17 protein-coding genes are annotated in these 20,168 nt (G+C 61.3%); 8 read left to right on the top strand and 9 right to left on the bottom strand.

What is annotated here, in order from left to right; genetic code table 11:
* Positions 1 to 4: 4 nt before the first annotated feature.
* From GKO01_RS03950 to pspA, 4 genes are read right to left on the bottom strand one after another with little or no spacing between them, the layout of a single operon-like run.
* Positions 5 to 1,348, bottom strand: coding sequence for a GIN domain-containing protein (locus GKO01_RS03950; RefSeq protein ID WP_099285833.1), 1,344 nt, complete (start codon positions 1,346 to 1,348; stop codon positions 5 to 7).
* 2 nt (positions 1,349 to 1,350) lie between these two features.
* Positions 1,351 to 2,613, bottom strand: a complete 1,263-nt coding sequence (locus GKO01_RS03945; RefSeq protein WP_099285832.1) for a hypothetical protein — start codon at positions 2,611 to 2,613, stop codon at positions 1,351 to 1,353.
* Complete coding sequence (gene pspB, locus GKO01_RS03940; RefSeq protein ID WP_099285831.1) at positions 2,610 to 2,849, bottom strand: envelope stress response membrane protein PspB; 240 nt, start codon at positions 2,847 to 2,849, stop codon at positions 2,610 to 2,612. The genes GKO01_RS03945 and pspB overlap by 4 nt, the downstream gene beginning before the upstream one ends.
* Before the next feature lie 27 nt (positions 2,850 to 2,876).
* On the bottom strand, positions 2,877 to 3,560 hold the full coding sequence (pspA, locus tag GKO01_RS03935; RefSeq protein WP_099285830.1) for a phage shock protein PspA: 684 nt from the start codon (positions 3,558 to 3,560) through the stop codon (positions 2,877 to 2,879).
* Between the two features lie 113 nt (positions 3,561 to 3,673).
* Between pspA and pspF the strand changes: the two genes are divergently transcribed.
* From pspF to GKO01_RS03905, 6 genes are all read left to right on the top strand, one after another.
* Entirely contained in the window at positions 3,674 to 4,735 is a 1,062-nt protein-coding gene (gene pspF, locus GKO01_RS03930) for a phage shock protein operon transcriptional activator (RefSeq protein ID WP_099285829.1), read from the top strand.
* Between the two features lie 257 nt (positions 4,736 to 4,992).
* Entirely contained in the window at positions 4,993 to 5,952 is a 960-nt protein-coding gene (locus GKO01_RS03925) for a methyltransferase domain-containing protein (RefSeq protein WP_099285828.1), read from the top strand.
* A 142-nt stretch (positions 5,953 to 6,094) separates the two neighbouring features.
* Positions 6,095 to 6,775: a phosphoadenylyl-sulfate reductase gene (locus tag GKO01_RS03920; RefSeq protein ID WP_099285827.1), complete on the top strand. Its 681-nt coding sequence runs from the start codon at positions 6,095 to 6,097 to the stop codon at positions 6,773 to 6,775.
* A 77-nt stretch (positions 6,776 to 6,852) separates the two neighbouring features.
* On the top strand, positions 6,853 to 7,647 hold the full coding sequence (gene cysD, locus GKO01_RS03915; protein ID WP_099285886.1) for a sulfate adenylyltransferase subunit CysD: 795 nt from the start codon (positions 6,853 to 6,855) through the stop codon (positions 7,645 to 7,647).
* A gap of 2 nt (positions 7,648 to 7,649) precedes the next feature.
* Positions 7,650 to 9,530 (top strand): adenylyl-sulfate kinase, encoded by a 1,881-nt coding sequence (gene cysC, locus GKO01_RS03910; RefSeq protein WP_099285826.1) that lies wholly within the window; start codon positions 7,650 to 7,652, stop codon positions 9,528 to 9,530.
* A 208-nt stretch (positions 9,531 to 9,738) separates the two neighbouring features.
* The gene (locus GKO01_RS03905) at positions 9,739 to 11,139 is read left to right on the top strand and encodes a sugar porter family MFS transporter (RefSeq protein ID WP_264815871.1); all 1,401 of its coding nucleotides are present in this window, start codon (positions 9,739 to 9,741) and stop codon (positions 11,137 to 11,139) included.
* A 23-nt stretch (positions 11,140 to 11,162) separates the two neighbouring features.
* Here the strand turns inward: GKO01_RS03905 and GKO01_RS03900 are convergent, their stop codons facing one another.
* The 3 genes from GKO01_RS03900 to GKO01_RS03890 form a co-directional block, all read right to left on the bottom strand.
* Positions 11,163 to 12,488: a UDP-glucose dehydrogenase family protein gene (locus GKO01_RS03900; RefSeq protein WP_174694223.1), complete on the bottom strand. Its 1,326-nt coding sequence runs from the start codon at positions 12,486 to 12,488 to the stop codon at positions 11,163 to 11,165.
* Positions 12,489 to 12,554: 66 nt separating this feature from the next.
* Positions 12,555 to 14,474: an AsmA family protein gene (locus tag GKO01_RS03895; protein ID WP_099285825.1), complete on the bottom strand. Its 1,920-nt coding sequence runs from the start codon at positions 14,472 to 14,474 to the stop codon at positions 12,555 to 12,557.
* 238 nt (positions 14,475 to 14,712) lie between these two features.
* Entirely contained in the window at positions 14,713 to 16,434 is a 1,722-nt protein-coding gene (locus tag GKO01_RS03890; protein ID WP_244901312.1) for a hypothetical protein, read from the bottom strand.
* A 331-nt stretch (positions 16,435 to 16,765) separates the two neighbouring features.
* Between GKO01_RS03890 and pstS the strand changes: the two genes are divergently transcribed.
* On the top strand, positions 16,766 to 17,794 hold the full coding sequence (gene pstS, locus GKO01_RS03885) for a phosphate ABC transporter substrate-binding protein PstS (protein ID WP_099285824.1): 1,029 nt from the start codon (positions 16,766 to 16,768) through the stop codon (positions 17,792 to 17,794).
* A gap of 148 nt (positions 17,795 to 17,942) precedes the next feature.
* Positions 17,943 to 19,190, top strand: coding sequence for a multidrug effflux MFS transporter (locus GKO01_RS03880; RefSeq protein ID WP_099285882.1), 1,248 nt, complete (start codon positions 17,943 to 17,945; stop codon positions 19,188 to 19,190).
* Positions 19,191 to 19,244: 54 nt separating this feature from the next.
* Here the strand turns inward: GKO01_RS03880 and GKO01_RS15905 are convergent, their stop codons facing one another.
* Positions 19,245 to 19,382: a hypothetical protein gene (locus GKO01_RS15905; protein ID WP_156474507.1), complete on the bottom strand. Its 138-nt coding sequence runs from the start codon at positions 19,380 to 19,382 to the stop codon at positions 19,245 to 19,247.
* A 283-nt stretch (positions 19,383 to 19,665) separates the two neighbouring features.
* Positions 19,666 to 20,163 carry a DUF2721 domain-containing protein gene (locus GKO01_RS03875; protein ID WP_099285823.1) on the bottom strand — a complete coding sequence of 166 codons (498 nt, stop codon included), beginning with the start codon at positions 20,161 to 20,163 and terminating at the stop codon, positions 19,666 to 19,668.
* Positions 20,164 to 20,168 lie beyond the last annotated feature (5 nt).

Genomic DNA, 20,168 nt, shown 5'->3' with positions numbered 1-20,168 from the left:
GCATTCAGGCGCGTCGGCCATCGGTTCGCTCCAGATCCCGGAACTGCCGCTCCAGACTGAAATCGGAGGACGTAACGCAGCGTTCGATCAGGCCGAGCCTGCGTTCCATGCGCGCCAGCCGATCCTGAAGCCGGGCCAGCGGATGGCCCGGCGGGACGGAGCGGGAGAAATCTTCCGTCGGTTCGGGTTGCGGACGCCGGAAACCAAGCACGGCATCCCTGACCACGGCTGTCGCGCTGGCGGCGGGTGTTTCCTGCCATGCCGCGCGGTGCCGGGACCAGCTCCGCACACCTTCCGCATATCCTGCGGCGGCCTTGTCCAGCGTCCCTCGGAACGGAAAAACGCCTGTCCGGCGATAGCGTCGGAAAAGACGCACGGCCCAGATGATCAGAAAGATTTTCAGCAGCAGCCCAATCACCCCATGACCGCTGGAATGATGGACAGTGGATGTGTTGCCGAAAGTGATCTCAGGCGTATCCATATGGATATCGAGATGATCCAGAACCTTGCGTGTCGCATCGGACAGGATGGCAGAACCGTCCGGTGTGGTCACGGTCGTGATCCGCGCACCGGCTGTGTCCTCCACGGAGAGCGTGCCGGACCCGATCGGACGCTTCTTCAGCGTTTCGCTCGCTTTCTGAAGCGTGATGTCGCCGCTGCCGAGAAGGGTCAGATCCGCATCGCGGGCGGTGGCGTTCAGCGTTATATCGGCCGAGCCATAATCCCGGACCGTCAGAACATCCACACTTCCCCGTTCAACTCGGATATCGCCTGACGACATGGCCGTGATGCTGGCGCTTGAAGCTGCGAGATCGCCGATTTGCAGGTCGCCGCTGGACAGGCTTTGCACGGTCATCCGTCCCGTCACCCGCCCGATCGAGACGTCTCCGGGGCCTGTCATCGTCAGGTTCAGGCCGCTGGCCTGATCGATGTCGAGATCGCCGTGTCCGCTCTCCGCCGTGACGTCGCCGTTGACGCCGGTGATACGATAGAGCGTCGTATGGTTGTGAGAGGACTGGATGTCGAGGCTGGTCCGTGCCGGAACCATGACTGTTGCACTGTCCTGAGCCGCGCAGTCCTGCGGAGTGGTCGTGAAGGTCAGGCGCTCCCCGTGTTTCTTCAGACTGCCGCTGCCAGAGACGATATGCGCATCTGGGCCACTCACGACGGACAGGGTCTCAAGACATGTCGCCGGGATGACGAGCGTGTCGGGGCTGCTCGTCGAGGACACGTTGAAGGATGGCGGGGCTGGAGGCGGGGGAGGTGCCGGAGGGGCTGGTGGCGCGGGCGCGGCACCGCAGCTCAGAAGCGCGAGCAGAGCCAGACGCGCATGCAGATGATAGCGCATCCCTATTCTCCCTGAGCGCCATTCTGAGCGCTCTTTCCGGTCGTCGAGGGGGTGGTCGGGTTGGCTGCTGGGGCGGCGGGTGTCACTGCGGGAGCCGGAATTGGTGTCTGCGGCGCGGTCTGGACGGGCGCGCTTGTGACAGGAAGGCTGGCAGGCGCCTGCGTTGTTTGCGGCGCATTCGACTCGGCGGCTTTTGACGGAGCCGGGACGCTGGGCGCCTGCGGGATGGCAGGGCTGTCAGGCCCGGAAGGCTGGGGCACAGGCGCTGGAGCCGGAACCGCGGTTGGTGTGGTTGGGGCCTGAACCGTAGGTGTCTGAACCACAGGCGCCTGCATGACGGGCGCAGAAGAAACAGCTGGAGGCGTAACCGCGGGTGCCGGAACGGTCGTAGCCGCGCTGGCAGGGGGCGTCTGAACCGGAAGGGAGGGCTGCGGCGCTGCGGGAGGAGGTGTCGGTATAGCAGCCGGTGGCGGCGGCGTGGGGCGATAGATCACGCCATTCTCCGCGCCGACACGGACTGTGCCCTTGCCCGAGCGCACCATCGGGCCCGTGACGGCCTCGATATTGACATCCCCCGTTCCGTTGGCCGCGACTGTGGCCACGGTGGCGTGAGCCAGAATGGTGGCGCTGGCCTGATCGGCCGTAATCAGCGTCAAGGCGTCGATGGTGCCCCCCGAGAGCGTCATGCCCGCATTCTGCGTCAACTGCACCGAAAGCGCCGCGAGCTGCGCCGTGTCGGCCGTCAGGGTCGAGGTGCCGGAGGCCACGATCTGGGCCGCACGTTCGAGGGAGTGGATGTGGACGCTGGAGGCGCCCTGCATGTCCAGGTCGAGGGACTGGGTGTTTTCGATGTCCATGGTGGCGGAATCGAGGCTGGCGTCCAGGGAGGCGAGCTTTCCGGCGATGACGAAATGCGTGTCGTGGCTGTCGTGGATTGTCAGGCCGGTGCTGGGGGAGATGCTGATTGTCAGCTTCCCGTTGGGGGCGCAGGACTTTGTGGTGATGGAGATGCGGCTTTGCGCTTCTTCCTTGCCGGTATGCATGGAGACCTGTGCGAGGCTGCTTGAATCAAGCGTTGCCCCGTCCTTCATGTTGGGATCGACCACGACCCTGACCTGTCCGGTGCAGGGGATCGACAGGTCCAGATCCTCTCCGGACAGGGTCATGCGCGCGGCATGGGCTGCGGGCGCCAGCAGGACGGTACCCGCCAGCAGGGCCAGAAGCGCCGGGCGGCGGCCGGAAAAGAGGACGGGGCGGCGTGTCATCGTGCGTTCCTTGCTCTCCAGCCCGGGATATCCTCGTCGAGGATGCGTTCGAGCTGGTCGATCCTTTCTTCCAGACGCGTAGCATGGGCTTCGGCCTGTGTCAGGGCGGCCTGAAGCATGGGGTCTGGCTGGGGCGCGCCTTTTGGTGAGCCGCTGGCATGTTTGGCCATGCTGACGACAGCCCAGCAGATGATGGCCGTGATGGGAACAAGGAAGGGGAAGATGGACGAATTCATGCCTTGGGCCTTTCGGTCAGCCTTTTCTCAGCCTGCGCTTTTCTTTTCGGCCACACGGCGCTTGAGGGCTTCGAACTCGTTTTCCACGACGGCATCGGTTTCAAGGGCCGCGAGTTCCTCCTGAAGTGTGGGGTGGCCGGTGCGGCGGCCCAGATCATACGCCTCTGCCTTGCCTTCAAGCTCATCAAGAGCGCGTTCCACTTGATCGAAACGGTTCAGCGTGTCGTCGATGCGGGTGTCGTAGAGTTTTTCGCGGGTTTTCAGGCGCCCCTGTGCGGTACGGGCGCGGATGGAGAGCGCCTTTTCGCGGGATTTGGCGTCGGCGATCTTGGCCTGAAGTTTGGAGATGTCGTCGTTCTGCTGGTCCAGCCCGTCCGAGATCTGGGCGATCTGCTGTTCCAGTGCTTCGCGCGACTGTTCCACGCTGTGGCGGGCGGCGAGGGCTGCGCGGGCGAGATCGTCGCGGTCCCGTTCGATGGCGAGACCGGCCTTGCGGTGCCATTCGTCTTCTTCGTGCATCATGGTGCGCACGCGGCGTTCGAGCTGTTTGCGCTCGGCGATTGTGCGGACGGCCTGACTGCGAACCTCGACCAGCGTGTCTTCCATTTCCTGAATGACCAGACGGATCATTTTCTGCGGGTCCTCGGCATTGGCGAGAATCGCATTCAGATTGGAGTTCACGATATCGGCGAGGCGAGAAAAAATACCCATGATGCTTTCCTTCCTGATGAAGAGACTTAGGACAGATCCCTGCTCTTGTCAGTGATGCTGTTTTGAGGGTGTTATGAACTGAAGACCTGAACGGGGGCGTGAGAGACCATAAAATGGCGAGAAGCACCGATATCGACGAGGTGCCGACCCCGATCGGGCGGGCTCCGGCATTTCTGGGGATGCTGGATCAGGTCTCCCGTCTGGCGCCCCTGCGGCGTCCGGTTCTGGTGATCGGAGAGCGCGGGACCGGCAAGGAACTGGCGGCGGCGCGCCTGGCTCTGCTGTCGGACCGGTGGGACCGGCCGCTGGTGAAGCTCAACTGTGCGGCGTTGCCCGAGGCGCTTTTGGACAGCGAACTGTTCGGTCATGAGGCTGGGGCGTTCACTGGCGCGCAGAAACGGCGTCTGTCGCGCTTTGAGCGGGCGGACGGGGGCACGATGTTTCTGGACGAGATCGGCACCGCGTCGCAGGCTGTGCAGGAAAAGCTGCTGCGGGTGATTGAATATGGCAGCTTCGAGCGTGTGGGCGGCAGCGAGACCATCCGGGTGGATGTGCGGCTGATCGGGGCGACCAATGCGGATCTGCCCGCCATGGCGCGGGAAGGGCGCTTCCGGGCGGATCTGCTGGACCGGTTGGCTTTCGATGTCGTGAATATTCCGCCGCTGCGGGCGCGTCCGGAGGATATTTCCCTGCTGGCCGAGCATTTTGCCACCCGCATGAGTGCGGAACTGGGGCGGAAGATGTTTGCGGGGTTCACGGAGCGCGCGCTGGAACGGTTGCAGGCCTATGACTGGCCCGGCAACGTCCGCGAATTGCGCAACGTGGTGGAGCGCAGTGTTTACAGGATGGACCGGCCGGAAAAGGCGCTGGACGAGATCGTGCTGGACCCGTTCGTCGTGCCGGACTGGAAGGACGCTCAGGTTCAGTGCGCGGTGACGGCGGTGCCTGCGGTTGTTCCGGCAGTGGGAGAGGCGCTGACGTTCCCGCGTGACTTCGGGGCGGATGTCAGGACGCATGAGCGTAGTCTGCTGGAAGCTGCTTTGCGCGAGGCGCAGTTCAGCCAGCGGCGCGCTGCGGAACTGCTGGGTCTGACCTACTACCAGTTCCGCCATCATCTGCGGCTGCACGGGCTGGCCGACAAGGAGGCGCGGAAGGCGCTTGGCGTGAAGGAGTAAGGGCGTGTCCATGAAACCCTCTGATGCATGAACCGTGCCAGATGATGTGAGGGGGGCTTTTTATGGTGTGTGTTTGGATTTTAGAGTTTTGAGAAATGGCATAATGAGCCATTTTTTGAGGTTTTGGGCCAGTTTTTGTGGTGGGCAAACTGTTCCTGGCATTGACAGGTTTTTGGGGATTTCTATAGCTTTTTGGCCGTGTTCGGTTCTTGGAATGTCAGGGCAGCGTTCTGTCCGGATGGGTATGATGAGGGTCCGTGTCAGATATTTTCCTGAAGCGTCAGGCAGCCCTGCGGCGTGGCATTGATTTCAGCCGGGCGCGCTGTCTGGAAATCGGCGCCCTGACGACGCCTGTCCTCACGCGTGGGGACAGCGACGTTCTTTACGCAGATCGGGTGGATACGGAAGGGCTGTTGCGTCAGTTCGCCTGGGACCCCGGTGTGAGCCGCGACAATCTGGTTCCGGTGGATGTGGTCTGGCTGGACCGTCCCTTGAAGGAATGTGTGGACGGGCTGTTTGATCTGGTTGTTGCGTCGCATGTGGCAGAACATGTTCCAGATCTGATCGGGTGGCTGCACGAAGCCTCCGAAGTTCTTTCGGAAGGCGGCGAGATCCGTCTGATGCTGCCTGATGCCCGTTTTTCGTTCGATGCGCTGCGGGGACTGACCCGGTTGTCGGATCTGCTGGTGGCGTGGATGCAGAAACGGCGGACGCCTGATCCGCGCGATATTCTTGATTTTGCGTTGAACAAGGTGCGCGATTCCGATGTGCGCTGTCAGGATTTTCATGATGGTCTGGCGCTGCCGGGCGACATGAAAGCTCAGTATTCTCTGGAGGAGGCTCTGGATTGGGTACGGCCTGCGTTGTCCGATCCTTCACATTATGTGGATGTGCATTGCTGGGTTCTGACGCCCCGGCATTTTGCGACGCTGATGGTTCCTCTGGCGCGGGAGGGTATTCTGGAGCTGGCCTGTGCGGGATTTGAGGACACAGCGCCTCCGGGCTTTGAATTCGGGGTATTTTTCAGGGTTGAGTCGGACGTGGAGCGGCGCGTGGAAAGCTGGGAGCGTATGGCGCGGCAGGCTGCTGATCCGCTTCCCGGGTCGGCTGCGGCCCGACGGATGCGAGAGGAGACGGCTCCTCGGGTCGAAGCCCGGCGGGGATGGCGGGAGCGGTTGATGGCAGTTCCGGGCAGGGTGCGGCGGCTTCTGCGCTGAGGAATGGCCTTGCAGCATCGTTTTAGCACAAAATAAAATCGTTATATCAAACAAAATAGTTTATTTTTGAAATGTGTGCGCCTATGTCTCTGGCAGGCCGCCTGAGCGGTCGGACTGATCTGGACACAGGCAGGTGCGACACATGTCTCTTTCACGGACGGAACTGGATCATCTTCGGCAGATCCCGGAAGACCGGATTTTGCAGGAGACGCTGACACGGCTGCGCGGGCGTGTGGCTGTGGTGTCGTCTTTCGGGGCGGAGTCGGCGGTTCTGCTGGATCTGGTGGCGCAGATCGATCCGTCTGTTCCGGTGTTTTTTCTGGATACGAAGCGGCATTTTCCTGAGACGCTGGAGTATCGCGATCGTCTGGTGCGAAGTCTGGGCCTGTCTGATGTGCGCACCCTCTCGCCCACGCTCAAAGCGTTGCATGACCGTGATCCGCAGGACCAGTTGGCTGCATTCGATCCGGATGCGTGCTGTGCGCTGCGCAAGGTTGAGCCGCTGGATCTGGTGCTGCCGGAATTCGATGTCTGGATTACGGGGCGCAAGCGCAGCCAGTCCGCAACGCGCACGGCGTTGCCGGTTCTGGACCCGCAGCCTGATGGCAGCGTGAAGCTCAATCCGCTGGCGGGATGGGGCCCGGCGCAGATCGAGGCGCAGATGCAGCGCCGGGATCTGCCGCGGCATCCCCTGGTTGCAAAAGGTTACACCTCGATCGGTTGTGCTCCGTGCACAAGGGCGGTCAAGGATGGTGAAGATGGACGGGCGGGCCGGTGGGCCGGTCTGGCCAAGACGGAATGTGGCATTCACAGGCCGGCATGACTACGGAGCGGATAATGACGCAGACACCGATCCTGTCGCGGGATCAGTCCACCACAAGCCTGGCACAACCACGCATCATGGATGATCTGGACCAGCTTGAGGCTCAGAGCATTTTCATTCTGCGTGAGGCCTATCGCAAGCTGAAGCCCCTGTCCCTGTTGTGGTCGCTGGGCAAGGACAGCAACGTGATGGTGTGGCTGGCGCGCAAGGCGTTCATGGGGCGCGTGCCGTTCCCGGTCATGCATGTCGATACCGAGAAGAAATTCCCGGAAATGTATGCGTTCCGCGACGAATATACGAAGAAATGGGATCTCGACTTGCTTCTGGGCTACTGCCCGCCGGTTGAGGAAATCGACCCGTCGCTTCCGCCTGCTGCCCGGTCTGCCGCGCGCAAGACGGCTGGTCTGGCCGCGATGATCGAGAAGCACAAGCTGCGTGGCGTTATTGCGGGTATCCGTCGTGACGAGCAGGCGACGCGGGCGAAAGAGCGCGTGTTCAGTCCGCGCGGTGCCGGGCATCGCTGGGATGTGCGCAATCAGCCTCCCGAGTTCTGGGACCAGTATGCGACGCCGTATGAAGACGGCATGCATATCCGTGTCCATCCGCTGCTGTCATGGCGCGAGATCGACATCTGGCGCTATATCGAGCGCGAGAACATCCCGCTGGTGGATCTGTATTTCGCGAAAGACGGCAAGCGGTATCGTTCGCTGGGCGATCAGGACATCACCAATCCGATTGAGAGCAATGCCTCCACTGTGGCGGAAGTGATTGCCGAGTTGGAAACCAGCCGGACGTCCGAACGTGCGGGGCGTGCGATGGATCATGAATCCGAGGACGTGTTCGAGCGTCTGCGTGTGGCGGGGTATCTGTGACAATGGGCGACAATATCGTGACCGGACAGTATTCCGAGACCCATCGTGCTGCGGCAACGCCCATCGTCATTGTCGGGCATGTCGATCATGGCAAGTCCTCGCTGATCGGGCGTCTGCTGTATGACACGGACAGTCTTCAGGACGGCAAGCTGGCGCAGATCGTCGAGAGCAGCCGCAAGCGTGGGCTGGCGGTGGAGTGGAGCTTCCTGCTCGATTCCCTTCAGATCGAGCGCGATCAGGGCGTGACGGTTGATTCCACGCGCATTCCGTTCCGTCTGGGATCGCGGGAATTCGTGATCGTGGACGCGCCGGGCCATCGCCAGTTCCTGCGCAACATGATTACCGGGGCCGCCGATGCGGAGGCTGCCGTGCTGGTTGTGGATGCCAAGGAAGGCGCGCAGGAGCAGACACGGCGTCATGCCATGTTGCTGCGTCTGATCGGCATTCGTCATGTGATCGTGCTGCTCAACAAGTCCGATCTGCTGGAATTCGACGAAGCGAAGATCGTCAAGGTCGAGTCCGACGTGCGTCAGCTTCTGGGCCGTCTGGAAATCGAGGTTGAGGCTGTTGTTCCGGCGTCTGCGCGTGATGGTGATAACATTGCCAGCCGTTCCGAGCGGGCGCTCTGGTACAAGGGGCCGACGTTGGTGGAAGCGCTGGCCAATGTGCCGCCGCCGGCCTCGCGCGCTGCGTTGCCGTTCCGGATGCCGGTGCAGGATGTCTATCGTTTTGATGGCGTGCGCTATGTGGCGGGGCGGATTGAACGCGGGACCGTCCGTGCGGGCGATCGTCTGACGATCGGCGCGCAGGGGCAGGTTGCGACGGTGGCGGAAGTCTGCCGCTGGCATGCGCCGGAGCTTCCGGTTGCGGGGGCGGGCGAGTCCATCGCGCTGCGTCTGGAGCCGGATCTGGTGCCGGATCGGGGCGATTTGCTGTTCCCGGCGGATGACAAGGCTGCGGCGCCGGAGCGTTCGGCCCGGATTCGCACACGTCTGTTCTGGCTGCGCGGTGAGCCGCTGCGGGTGGGTGAGAGCTTTACGCTGCGTCTGGCGACGGCCGAGCATGACGTGACGGTGGCGTCCATCGATGCCGTGGTGGATCTGGAAGATCTGACCCTGCGTGAGGGCGACAGTGTACCGCCGGACGGGTTTGCGGAGATCACACTGGCGGCGTCTCATGCCGTGCTGTTCGATCCGTTCGCGCCGGGCTTTGGCGACGGGCGTGGTGTTCTGGTGGATCGTTACCAGCGTATCGTCGGTGGCGCGCCGCTGATTGGTCCGGCTGAACTGGCGGACGGCGAACATGCCATTCATCCGACAGCCAGCCGTGTGTCTGCGGCCCGTCAGGTCCAGACGCGCGGTCACAAGAGCGGCGTGTTCTGGCTGACGGGCCTACCGGGTTCGGGCAAGAGCACGGTAGCGCGGGCGGCCGAGCTTGCGCTTTCGGAACAGGCGATCAATGCGACCGTTCTGGATGGGGACACGCTGCGGGCCGGGCTGTGCAGCGATCTTGGCTTCTCGCCGGAAGACCGTCGGGAAAACATCCGCCGTGCGGCGCATGTGGCGAAAATTCTGGCCGAGAGCGGTCAGGTCGTGATCGTGGCGCTGGTGTCTCCGCTTGAGGCGGACCGGGCGCAGGCGCGGCAGATCGTGGGCGAGAACTTCCATGAAGTCTTCGTCGATACACCGCTGGAGACCTGCGAAAAGCGGGACCCCAAGGGGCTGTATGCGGCGGCGCGTTCGGGAAAAATCCCGGAGTTTACGGGCGTTTCCGCGCCTTATGAGGCGCCGGTGTCGCCGGAGCTGCGTCTGGCTGCGGATCGTCCGGAGCACGATGCGGTGAATACTCTGACAGCGTTCATTCTGCGGATTGTTCAGCCGTAAAGCTCTTTTTTCTACTGATGTGGTGTCAGACCCCCTTTCCATTTGGGAAGGGGGTTTTTTCATGTCTGGGGAAAGGACGTGGACACGAAAAATTTCACGCAAAAAACGAAAACCGTCACTTTTGTGATGTTACTTCTGTGAGATGGAGCGTTAAAGAGGACGGATTGTTTACACAATAACGGTCTGCGGCTTCGCGGCGGAAGGTTTTATGATGCAGGGCACGAACGGGTCCATGAGATTGAGCGGGAATGCTCTGACGAATTTCATTGCAACGATTTCGGCAACGGGCGGGCTGCTGTTCGGGTATGATACCGGCATCATTTCCTCCGCACTGCTCCAGCTTCGCAATGAGTTTCATCTGGATACGCTTGGCGCGGAAGTCGTGACATCGGCCATTATTCTGGGGGCTCTGATCGGGTGTCTGGTGGCGGGTGGCATTTCTGACCGGCTTGGGCGTCGGCGGACGGTGATGATCGCGGCGGCGCTGTTCCTTGTGGGGACGGTCATTGTGGCCTCGGCGCATAGTGTCGCTGTTCTGATTCTTGCCCGACTTATTCTGGGGCTGGCGATTGGCGGGGCGTCGCAGATCGTGCCGATCTATATCGCCGAAATCTCCCCTCCCGAGCGTCGTGGGCGCCTTGTCGTGGGCTTTCAGCTTGCGGTGGTGTCCGGCGTCACGATTTCCTTCATCACCGGCTATCTTCTGCGGGATTCGAGCTGGCGGCTGATGTTCGGGATTGGGATGCTTCCGGCGCTGATCCTGTTTGTGGGTATGGCGTTTCTGCCTAACAGCCCGCGCTGGCTGGCTCTGAACGGTCAGACCGAAGAGGCGCGGATGGTTCTGCGGCGGGTGCGGGCGACCGACGAGATTGCGGATCGCGAACTGGACGGCATTCTTGAGAACCACGATGTGCAGGCGCCCTGGTCCGAGCTTGCGAAGCCGTGGGTGCGGCCTGCGCTGATGGCTTCGGTGGGCATTGCGCTGCTGTGCCAGTTCACGGGCATCAATGCGGTCATGTATTACGCGCCGACGATTTTTGCCGATGCGGGCTTTGGTCAGGATTCAGCGCTGCTGACATCTGTGGCCGTGGGTGTGGGCATGGTGTTTGCGACGGTGTTTGGCGGTTGGGCCGTTGATAACTGGGGACGGCGCACGCGTCTGCTGCCGGGAGCTGTGATTGCGCTCGTCGTTCTGGGGACGGCGTTTGCGATGCATCTGACGGGTGGGGTCGGAGCGTGGATCACGGTGGCTGCGGTGATGGCCTACACCATTTTCAATACGGGCAGTCTGTCGGTTGCGATCTGGCTGGTGGGTGCGGAAGTCTATCCGCTGTCGTGCCGCAGCAAGGGCATGAGCCTCGTGGCTGGGGGACACTGGGGCGCGGATCTGGTGATTTCGCTGACGACGCTGTCTCTGGTGCAGGTTCTGGGTGCGGGATGGACGTTCTGGCTGTTTGCTGCCGTCAATGCCTTCGCGTTCTGGTTCGTGCTGCGCTATGTGCCCGAGACCAAGGGGCAGTCGCTTGAGGAACTCGAGCGGCGTCTGAAGAACGGGACGTTTGCACCGGTGGATCGTGCTGCGGCCCGGGCTGAAGCTCAGGCCCGCTAAGGCAGATTCCTAAGGCCGTCCCTTCAGGGACGGCCGATGGACTGGTAATTGAACCCGGCCTCGCGCATGAGGTCGGGGCTCCAGATATTCCGTAGATCCGCGATGGCGTTGCCGCGCATCGCGTCACGCAGGCGGAGAGGGTCGAGGGCGCGGAACATGTTCCATTCCGTCAGGACGACCACGACATCTGCATCCTGCGCGGCTGACAGGGCGTCTTCGCAGTAGCGCACGCCATCCGGCAGGAGCGGGCGGGCGGCATCCATGCCTTCGGGGTCGAAAACCTGAAGGGTTGCCCCCGCGTCGTGCAGGCGGGCGAGGATGGGCAGGGACGCGGCTTCGCGCATGTCGTCCGTATCGGGTTTGAAGGTCAGGCCGAGAATACCGACCGTTTTGCCTTCAAGGGTTCCGCCCGCCTGTGTGATGATGCGCTCGGCCATCCCGGTCTTGCGGGCTTCGTTGATCGCGACCGTGGCTTCTACCAGTTGTGTGGGGGCGCCGGCATCCTGGGCGATGGCGGTCAGGGCGCGGGTGTCCTTGGGGAAGCAGGAGCCGCCATAGCCGGGTCCGGGGCTGAGGAAACGGCTGCCGATCCGCTGGTCGAGGCCCATGCCGCGGGCGACGTCATGGATATTGCCGCCGACTTTTTCGCACAGATCGGCCATTTCGTTGATGAAAGTGACTTTCATCGCGAGGAAGGCGTTGGCGGCGTATTTGGTCAGTTCCGCCGTTTCCAGATCCGTCAGGACGATGGGGGCCTGAATGGCTGTGAGGGGGCGGTAGAGCTGTTCGATCAGGCTCTGCGCGCGGCTGCCGCCATCCGGGCCGGAGCGGTCGATGCCGACGATGACCCGGTCCGGGCGCATGAAATCGTCGATCGCGTTGCCTTCGCGCAGGAATTCGGGGTTTGAGGCCACGTCGAAGGTCAGGTCCGGGCGGGTCTGGCGCAGGATGCGGGCGACTTCGCGACCCGTGCCGACGGGAACGGTCGATTTGGTGACGACCAGAAGGTCCGTCCGGGCGGCGCGCGCGATTTCTTCGGCGGCTGCATAGACATAGGTGAGGTCCGCATGGCCGTCGCCGCGTCGGGTGGGGGTGCCGACCGCAATGAACACGGCATCGGCGTTTTCCATGGCCGCGCCGAGGTCGTCTCCGAAGGTCAGGCGGCCTGCGGCGACATTGCTGCTGACGAGCGCGTCCAGTCCGGGTTCGTAGATGGGGATGCGGCCGTCATGGAGGGCCGCGAGCTTTTTCGGGTCCCGCTCCACGATGGCGACGTCTGCTCCGAACTCGGCGAAGCAGGCGCCCGAGACGAGACCGACATATCCGCCACCGACCATTGCAATACGCATCTCTGGACCCTCTCTTTTACGGTCCGACGTGCATAGCCGGGGGCAGGATAGGGTGCAAATCGGGCCTTAACGCGTGGGGCGGGCGCAGGCGTTTGAGGCCGCGAAACCCTGAAGGGCGGGAGGGAGGTTCGTGACCGCGTTTGAATCCGCAAGCATGTTGCGCCCGACCTTCGACCATGTGGCGAGGGAGAGGGTCGGGGCATCGAAGGGGCCGCTGACGCGCACGGGAACATCGAGCGCAAAGAAGCTTGTCGAGAAGGGGCGGCTGGCGAAGACGAGATCGAGCCATTTGCGGCGGAGGTCGAAATTCGCCTTGGCGGCGATCGTCCCGGCACCTGTTCGCAGGCGGAGCGGGATGACGGTGCCGATGCCCTGATGCATCTGAAGGACGCCGAGCAGGCAGGTGATGGGGGTCACGCCCTTGGCGTGGCGGAACAGCAGGCGCAAATCCATCGAGGCGGTCTCGACAATTTCCTTTGCAATTTCGCCTTTTTCCATACTGACGGCGGCGGTCATGTCGGCGCGGCTGATGGCTTCGTTGAGGGTATGGACGTTCTTGGAACTGGCGGTGATGCGGAAGTTCAGGCTGCCCTTGACCGGAACGGGCGCCAGACCGGCGACGCGGCGCAGGCGATCGATGTCCCCATGCGTCAGGACCACGTCGGCTGTGACACGGGATGATTTTCCATCGGCTTCGATCTGGCCATCGGCGCTGAGGGAAGCGCCGATATAGTCCAGGCGCAGAAGGGGAACTTCAATCCGGTTGGGGGTCTGGGCGGCCTGAATCCGGAGGTTGGTAAAATTGAGCGCGTTGTAGATCAACTGGCGGGCGGTCAGTTCGAAATGGACCAGCGGGTCCGGATCGGGGGGCGTGATGAGCAGAAGGTCGGCGTGCAGGGTGGAGGGGCCTTTTTTGGTGCCCTTTGCGCCTGGCGGGGCGAGGATGGGCATCAGGCCGTTGATGTCGAGGCGCCCGAAGCCGGTTTTGGCCATGACGTCATCGGGTTTGCCGTGGCTGCCTTCGATCAGGGTGAAGTCGCCGCTTTCCATCGTGCTGGTCTGGATGGTGCCCTGTGCTTTGGTGAAATGCCAGTCATCGCCGGAATGGCTGAAATCGCCGGACAGAGCCAGTTTGACGGGGGCGTGGTCGTCCGTGATCCCCGCAACGCTGAATAAGGTATCGGAGGTGGGGGTCGTGACGGTGGTGTGGCCTTCCACGCCTTCGAAATTCATCGGGTCCGTCAGGGTTCCGGTGAAGTCCGAGGTCATGTCGCCGGAGGTCACATGGGCTGTGGTGGCGTAGGGGCGGGCCGGTGTTTTGCGAAGGTCGTTGATGGGCTCCATTTCGGCGGAAATGCTGACGGGGGTGTCGTTATAGGCCCCGGTCAGGGTCATGGTGAACGGGCTGTTGTCGCTGGTGGAGGCGAATGTGACCTTTTCAAGCGTGGTTCTGTAGGACGCGCCATTGGCTGAACGGTAGGTGACGTCGCTGTCGAGGATCGTGGCGTTGCGGAGGCCCGGTGCGCTGCTCAGATCGGGCGGCGTGTCTGCTTTGGCCTGTTCCTCGGGAGTGAGGGGCGCGCGGGGCTCGTTCTGGTGGGGGCCGAAGCGCCAGTTGGGCAGATGCGCGGGTGTGCGCTCGAACAGGCCGGAGAACTTTGAAATAACGATATTGCGCGCTTCAGGCGGACCCCAGATCAGGGAGGTCAGGCGGATCTGGGCGGCGAAATGGCCGAGCGTCATCATCTGCGGTCGGGTGCCGCTGGCGATATTGGCGACGGAGACGTTGTCGGCGTCGATGGTCAGCCATGTGCCCGGATGAACGTGAAGGGCGCCGATATGGACGGTGCGGCCGAGCTTTTTCTCCAGCCGTGGCGTGGCGAAAGCGGCAAGGTCCCGGTGGTCGATCCAGATCCATCCTGCGCCGAACAGAGCCAGAAGGAGGACGGTAAGGGACAGGAGAGAAACCAGAAACCAGCGCAGCAAGAGGATAGTCTTTCAGGAGGTATTCAATGAGGCCGGACAATACCGGGAAGTTTCGTGAAAACGAAACGTCTCACAAAGAGGCTGCGGTGATCAAAAAATATTCAAAAGATAATGAAAATTGTGCTGGGATTTTTTGGAAGATAATCCAGAGATTAAATGGCAGTTTTCATCACTCTGTGTTTCTGCGGCAGGAATGAGGATCATCCTATGTAAAAGCGGATGATCCTCGAAAGGCAGTTTAGTTAAAAGGCATGTATCGGAATGAGAGGAAGACCATGTTGTCGTCGGTATGTGGCGTTCCACCAACGCCGGAGAATGCCTCGACATAAGTGTAAGAGTATTGGGCTCCTACACGGACGGTACCATAATTCCCCTTGAAAGCATTATACCAGAAGCCGGTTGTGGCCTGTGCGACGGTTCGGACGTTTCCACTTGCGGCGCAGAGTGATGAGAGTTCTGTATTGCAGCCCGACATGTTGTACAGTGGGTTGCCATAGCCATACGCTTTGCCATTTACGTTATAGGCTGCGCGTGATCTGACGGTTTCGGCACCGACATAGCCATAGAGTGTAAGAGCTTTGACTGGGTTTCCGTAGAGACCGAGCAGAACATTTGCTTCTGGCAGCGGGTGAGGCGACCCGTTCTGGTTAAAGCTGTAATCAGGGATGTTGCTGGTGCCGTATCGGCCGATCCCGATCCCAACCAGCCCTGATGCCTGGAAGTAGAGTTTATCTTTGATGAGTGGGAGTAGCAGAGCGCCACCGCCACCGCCGGCAACTGAAGTGTGGCTTTGTCCACCGCCAAGAACGCTGGTGCGGTCATGAAGGAAGCGCATGACGCCCGTTACTTCGTAGTGACCCCAGCCAGGATCGGCAGCAAATTTGGTGACAATGTCTGGGGCAACATCGGTTGCGTAGTAGGTGTCTGGATTATTCACATTAGCGCCGGACTCTTTGTAAGTCACAGTTGTTCCGGTCGGCTCATAAGGCGTTCCTGTGGGAACTGCGGAAGGGTTTTCGATAGAAAGACCGACATGGTAGCGGCTGTTATCAAATCCTTTGACGATGCGGACCTGACTGTTTCGTGTCCAGTTAAAGCCAGGAACGTACTGGGCTTCAATCGAAAGTGGGATTTGCTCGTCGCGAGCGGACATGCCTTTGTTAAACATGGTAATGAGGGACCAGTTCTGGCCGCCCAGAATCTGCAGATCGTCAGCCTGATCTTTCAGCTCGCCATAAAACAGGCGCGCGCGCAGGACGTACGAGTTCGACTGGCGTGAATTGGAAGCAGAGCCGGCGCCCTGGAAGTCGGTTTCGACGTAGGCATCGGCTTCGAGTTTGGAGGTGATTTTACCTTCTACCAATGCTGCCAGACGGCTCTGACGCTCGCTCTGGTGGAATTCGTTCATGTGATAGGCTGCGTTGTTGCCCCATGGGATCGCATTGAAGCCTGTGGAGATATCGGAGGCTGTGTTGCGCGAGCGGAACATCGTTGCGGCCTCAGCGAAGCCACCCAGAGTGATGCGTACACCGCCAACCTGAATTTGACCGCGGCGCAGGGGGCCATACAGGCTGGAATGGGCTGGTGGGGTACCGGTGATTTGGCCGTATGGTGTGCTGGCCGTCTGTGGCGGAGCCAGCATTGAGGCGATGGTTATGCCGCCCGTGTGGATCTTGGAATCTGACTGGGGACGGCCAATCATTTTACTGCGCTGGCCATACGGATTGTTTTCGGCTTCTTCCCGCTGATGGGCGAGAACGGCGCGGGCGCGTTTCACTTCTTCAGCATGTTCTTTCTTCATGCTGCTGAGCTGGGCCTGCATGGCCTGGATCTGCCGTTCCATGATCTGCATCTGGTCGGCGGCCAGGGCGTGGCCACAAAGCGGGAGGAGGGAAACCAGAGTCGTTGTGGCCAAAAGGGCCTTGGGGAGACCTGTGGTCCGACGGAAAGAGAAAGCCATTGCTGCGGTGCGTCCTTCTGGGGAGGGCGTGTGTTCCGCAGTTCAGGTATCTGATTCGCTTTTTGAAATAATGGGAAGGTTTCATGACGGGAACATGACAGTTCCATGACAGAAGGCGCGAAAAGCCCCGGAAAACAGGGAGTTCCGGATTTCATATGTCAGTTTTGTTGCGAAAGGGGCGCTGACCGGCGGGTTGGGGCGGGAGGGGTGTGACATTTCGGCACTTAGGGGTGTGCGGGGGCTGTCATGAAACTATCACGCAGGTCCTACTGTTTCTGTGTCCTTGCCAGCGTTACTAAGGGGCAGTTTTCACGCCCCATAAGGGATTCCCATGATCAAGAGCAGAGCTCCGCTATTCGGTCTTCTCGTCGCCACGGCCCTTGGCACTGTTGCCATGACCCCGTTCGTGTCGTCGGCGCAGGCTGCGGACATCACTGGCGCAGGATCCAGCTTCGCCGCACCGATCTATGGTGCATGGGGCACGGGTGCCAAGAGCCAGGCCGGTATTTCCGTGAACTACCAGAGCGTGGGCTCCAGCGCCGGTCAGGATCAGGTTATCGCCCGTACGGTTGATTTCGGTGCGTCCGACAAGCCGATGAATGGCGAGCGTCTGGCCAAGGAAAAGCTGTATCAGTTCCCGACCGTCATGAGTGGCATCGTGGTTGTGGCGAATGTGCCGGGTCTGGCTCCGGGCCAGCTCCGTCTCGATGGTCCGACGCTGGCTGCGCTGTATGACGGCGAAATCACGACCTGGGACGATGACCGCATCAAGGCCCTGAACCCGGGTCTGAAGCTGCCGGATACGGATGTGGCTCCGATCCACCGCGCCGATGGCTCGGGCACGAGCTTTGTGTTCACGTCCTATCTGTCTCAGGTTTCCCCGACCTGGAAGCAGAAGCTCGGTGCCGGTACGTCCATCGCCTGGCCGGGCGGTGCGGGTGCGCGTGGCAATGATGGCGTGGCCGCTCTGGTGCGTCAGACGGAAGGTGGTCTGGGGTATGTCGAATACGCCTATGCCGCCCAGAACCACCTGAACATTGCCCAGATGAAGAACCATAGCGGTGCTTTCGTGGCTCCGACGCTGGCCAGCTTCACGGAAGCCGCCAAGGCTGCTGACTGGGTTCATGCCGATCATTATGCCGTGAACCTGCTGGACACGGATGGTGCGTCTTCCTGGCCGATCGTGACGGCGACGTTCGTTCTGGTGCCGGTCGATGCGGCGCAGAAGGAGTCCGGCAAGGCTGTTCGTGACTTCTTTACCTGGGGTTTCCAGCACGGCGATGCGGACAATGCCCGCCTCGACTATGTCGGCCTGCCGCAGAGCGTGCGCACGGACATTCTGGCCAACTGGCCGAAGTAAGTCCTGCGTCTGTCTCCGCAATGACGGGCCGGACCTGAATTTCAGGGCTGGTCAGTCAGGATAAAAAGGCGTTGAGTATGGAACGGGCTTCTCCTGTGTGGGAGAAGCCCGTTTTCTGTTTTTTGCTTTGTTGAGTCGTGGTGCCCGCGTGTCCGTTACGTCGCTTTCCGAACAGACATCCCCACAGGGGATGAATGGCCTGACCCGTGTGCTGATCGGTGTGATCTTCATTCTGGGGCCTGTTTCGACGGACATGTATCTTCCGGCCTTTCCGGAACTGGAGCACGATCTGGGGCATGGGGCCGGTTCGGCGCAGCTCACGCTGACGGCGTGGCTGGCGGGGCTGGCAATCGGGCAGTTTACGCTGGGGCCGCTCTGCGATCGGTATGGGCGCAAGCTGCCGCTCCTGTTCGGGCTGGTGGTGTATGCCCTTGCCTCGGTCGGGCTGGCGCTGACGACCAGTTTTCACATGTTCTGCACGCTGCGCTTTGTGGCGGCTCTGGGCGGGGCGATCAGTTCCGTGGCGCCGCGGGCGATGGTGCGGGATGTGGCGACCGGGTCGGCGGGCGTGAAGCTGATGTCGCAGCTGATGCTGATTTTCGGTCTGGGGCCTTTGCTGGCGCCGTCGATCGGGAGTTTTCTGCTGGACTGGGGAAGCTGGCGGCTGATTTTCTGGGCGAATGTTGTTTTCGGCGTTGTGACGTTTTTCTGCACGCTGTTTCTGCTGCCCGAGACGCTGCCCCTGGACCGGCGTTTTGCACTGCCGGTTAGCGGGATGGTGGCGCGTTACCGGGACCTGGTGCGTGAGCCGCTGTTCTGTTCTGCGGTCATGGTCGTGAGTTTTGCGACCTTCACGATGTTTGCCTATCTGTCGAATGCACCGGCGCTGTTTGAGAATATTCTGCACTTCTCGCCGCATCTGTTCGCCATTTTCTTCGGGCTGAACGGGATTGGCTTCATCATCGGTTCGCAGGTGAATGCCAAACTGGCAAACCGTTTCCTGTTCACGCGGGTGATGGAGACTGCGATGCTGGCGGTTCTGCTGTTCTGTGCGCTGGCGGTGGTGGTGTGTCTGAGCGGATTTGCGGGGCCGCAGAATCCGTGGATCCTGTGCGCGCTGATCTGGTGCACCACATTTTCGCTGGGCTTCATTGGGCCGAATGCGGGCATTCTGGCGCTGACGCATCACGGGCATCAGGCGGGCGCGGCTGCGGCGTTGATGGGGACGTTGAACTGGACGATTGCCGGTCTGGCGGGGGTGCTGATGTCGTTTCTGCCGACGGACTGGGTCGGGTCGACATCGGTCGGAATGCTGGTGGGGATCAGTTTCTGCTGGCTGTGCGATCTGTGGCGCCGCCGGCTGGATCCGCAATCCTATCTGTCTGTCCGGCAATAAGGGCCGGAGCGGGACGCCCGGCGCGAGGCCGGGCTTGTCCCGAGAAGACTGTGATCAGCTCTCGGAAACGCGGTCAGCAGCAACCGTAGCGATCATCAGGGCGCCGATCATCGGAACGAAGGCAACCATCGAGAACTGTGCGAGAAGGCTGGTGGGAAGGCCGATCAGGTGGATCAGGGTCATGGACGTCATCTGGAAAATCTCCGTGTGGATCTGTGTGCCGTTTTGCGGCGTGCAGCGGGAGAAACTCCAGAATCGATGTCCGAAGCAACAAATACAGATGCAGGGTCAGACCTGCATTTCCTGCATAAATGCTTTTTAAACTTTCGCCGTCTTTGTGGAACGGAAGTTTCCGTTACGAAGATGCGATTATTTCATCAAGGATGAAGTAAAGCGCGATCCGGGGAATTGCCCGGATTTCTTTCGGAAAACAGTACCGTTCCCGGTGGTTTTTGAAATAAAATTGCGCGGCGGCTTATTCTGCGTTGAGGTTCAGATCGCTGTCATGGCGCAGGCCGTGCCAGCTCAGGAGGGTGTCGGCGAGGAAGAACATGAGCGATCCGACGGTGCAGGCGAGAGCTATGCCAAAAAACGCCAGCAGCCATGCCGAGGTCGAAGCATCGCGCAGAGAGCCTACGAACAGCGCCATGGCCGCGCCGCAGGTTGAGGCGCCGCCGATCCCGTTCAGGAGAATCGCGGCGTCCAGAACGAAGACGCGGCGATGCAGCCGGGCCTGCTGGTTGCGCAGGCGGGCGGGCGTGTCGATAGGATCGACAGGGGTGTCGTCCGTTTTCGGGGTGCCGAGTTTCTTGCGGACGTCTTCAAGATGGTCCGTGACGCGGGCCAGACGGGTGTTGAAGACATTGATGAGGGTGCCGATGCCGGAGAGCATGAAAACCGGCGTAAGCGCGACCTGAATCAGGTGGGCGGCGCTGTCGACAGGATCGGGATCGTAGGAAATCGGAAAAGGCATGATGT

The organism is Gluconobacter kondonii, from assembly GCF_002723995.1.
In the GTDB taxonomy this organism is placed as follows: domain Bacteria; phylum Pseudomonadota; class Alphaproteobacteria; order Acetobacterales; family Acetobacteraceae; genus Gluconobacter; species Gluconobacter kondonii.
Note: the sequence above shows the minus strand (reverse complement) of the source record. Positions and strands in the feature narration are given on the sequence as shown.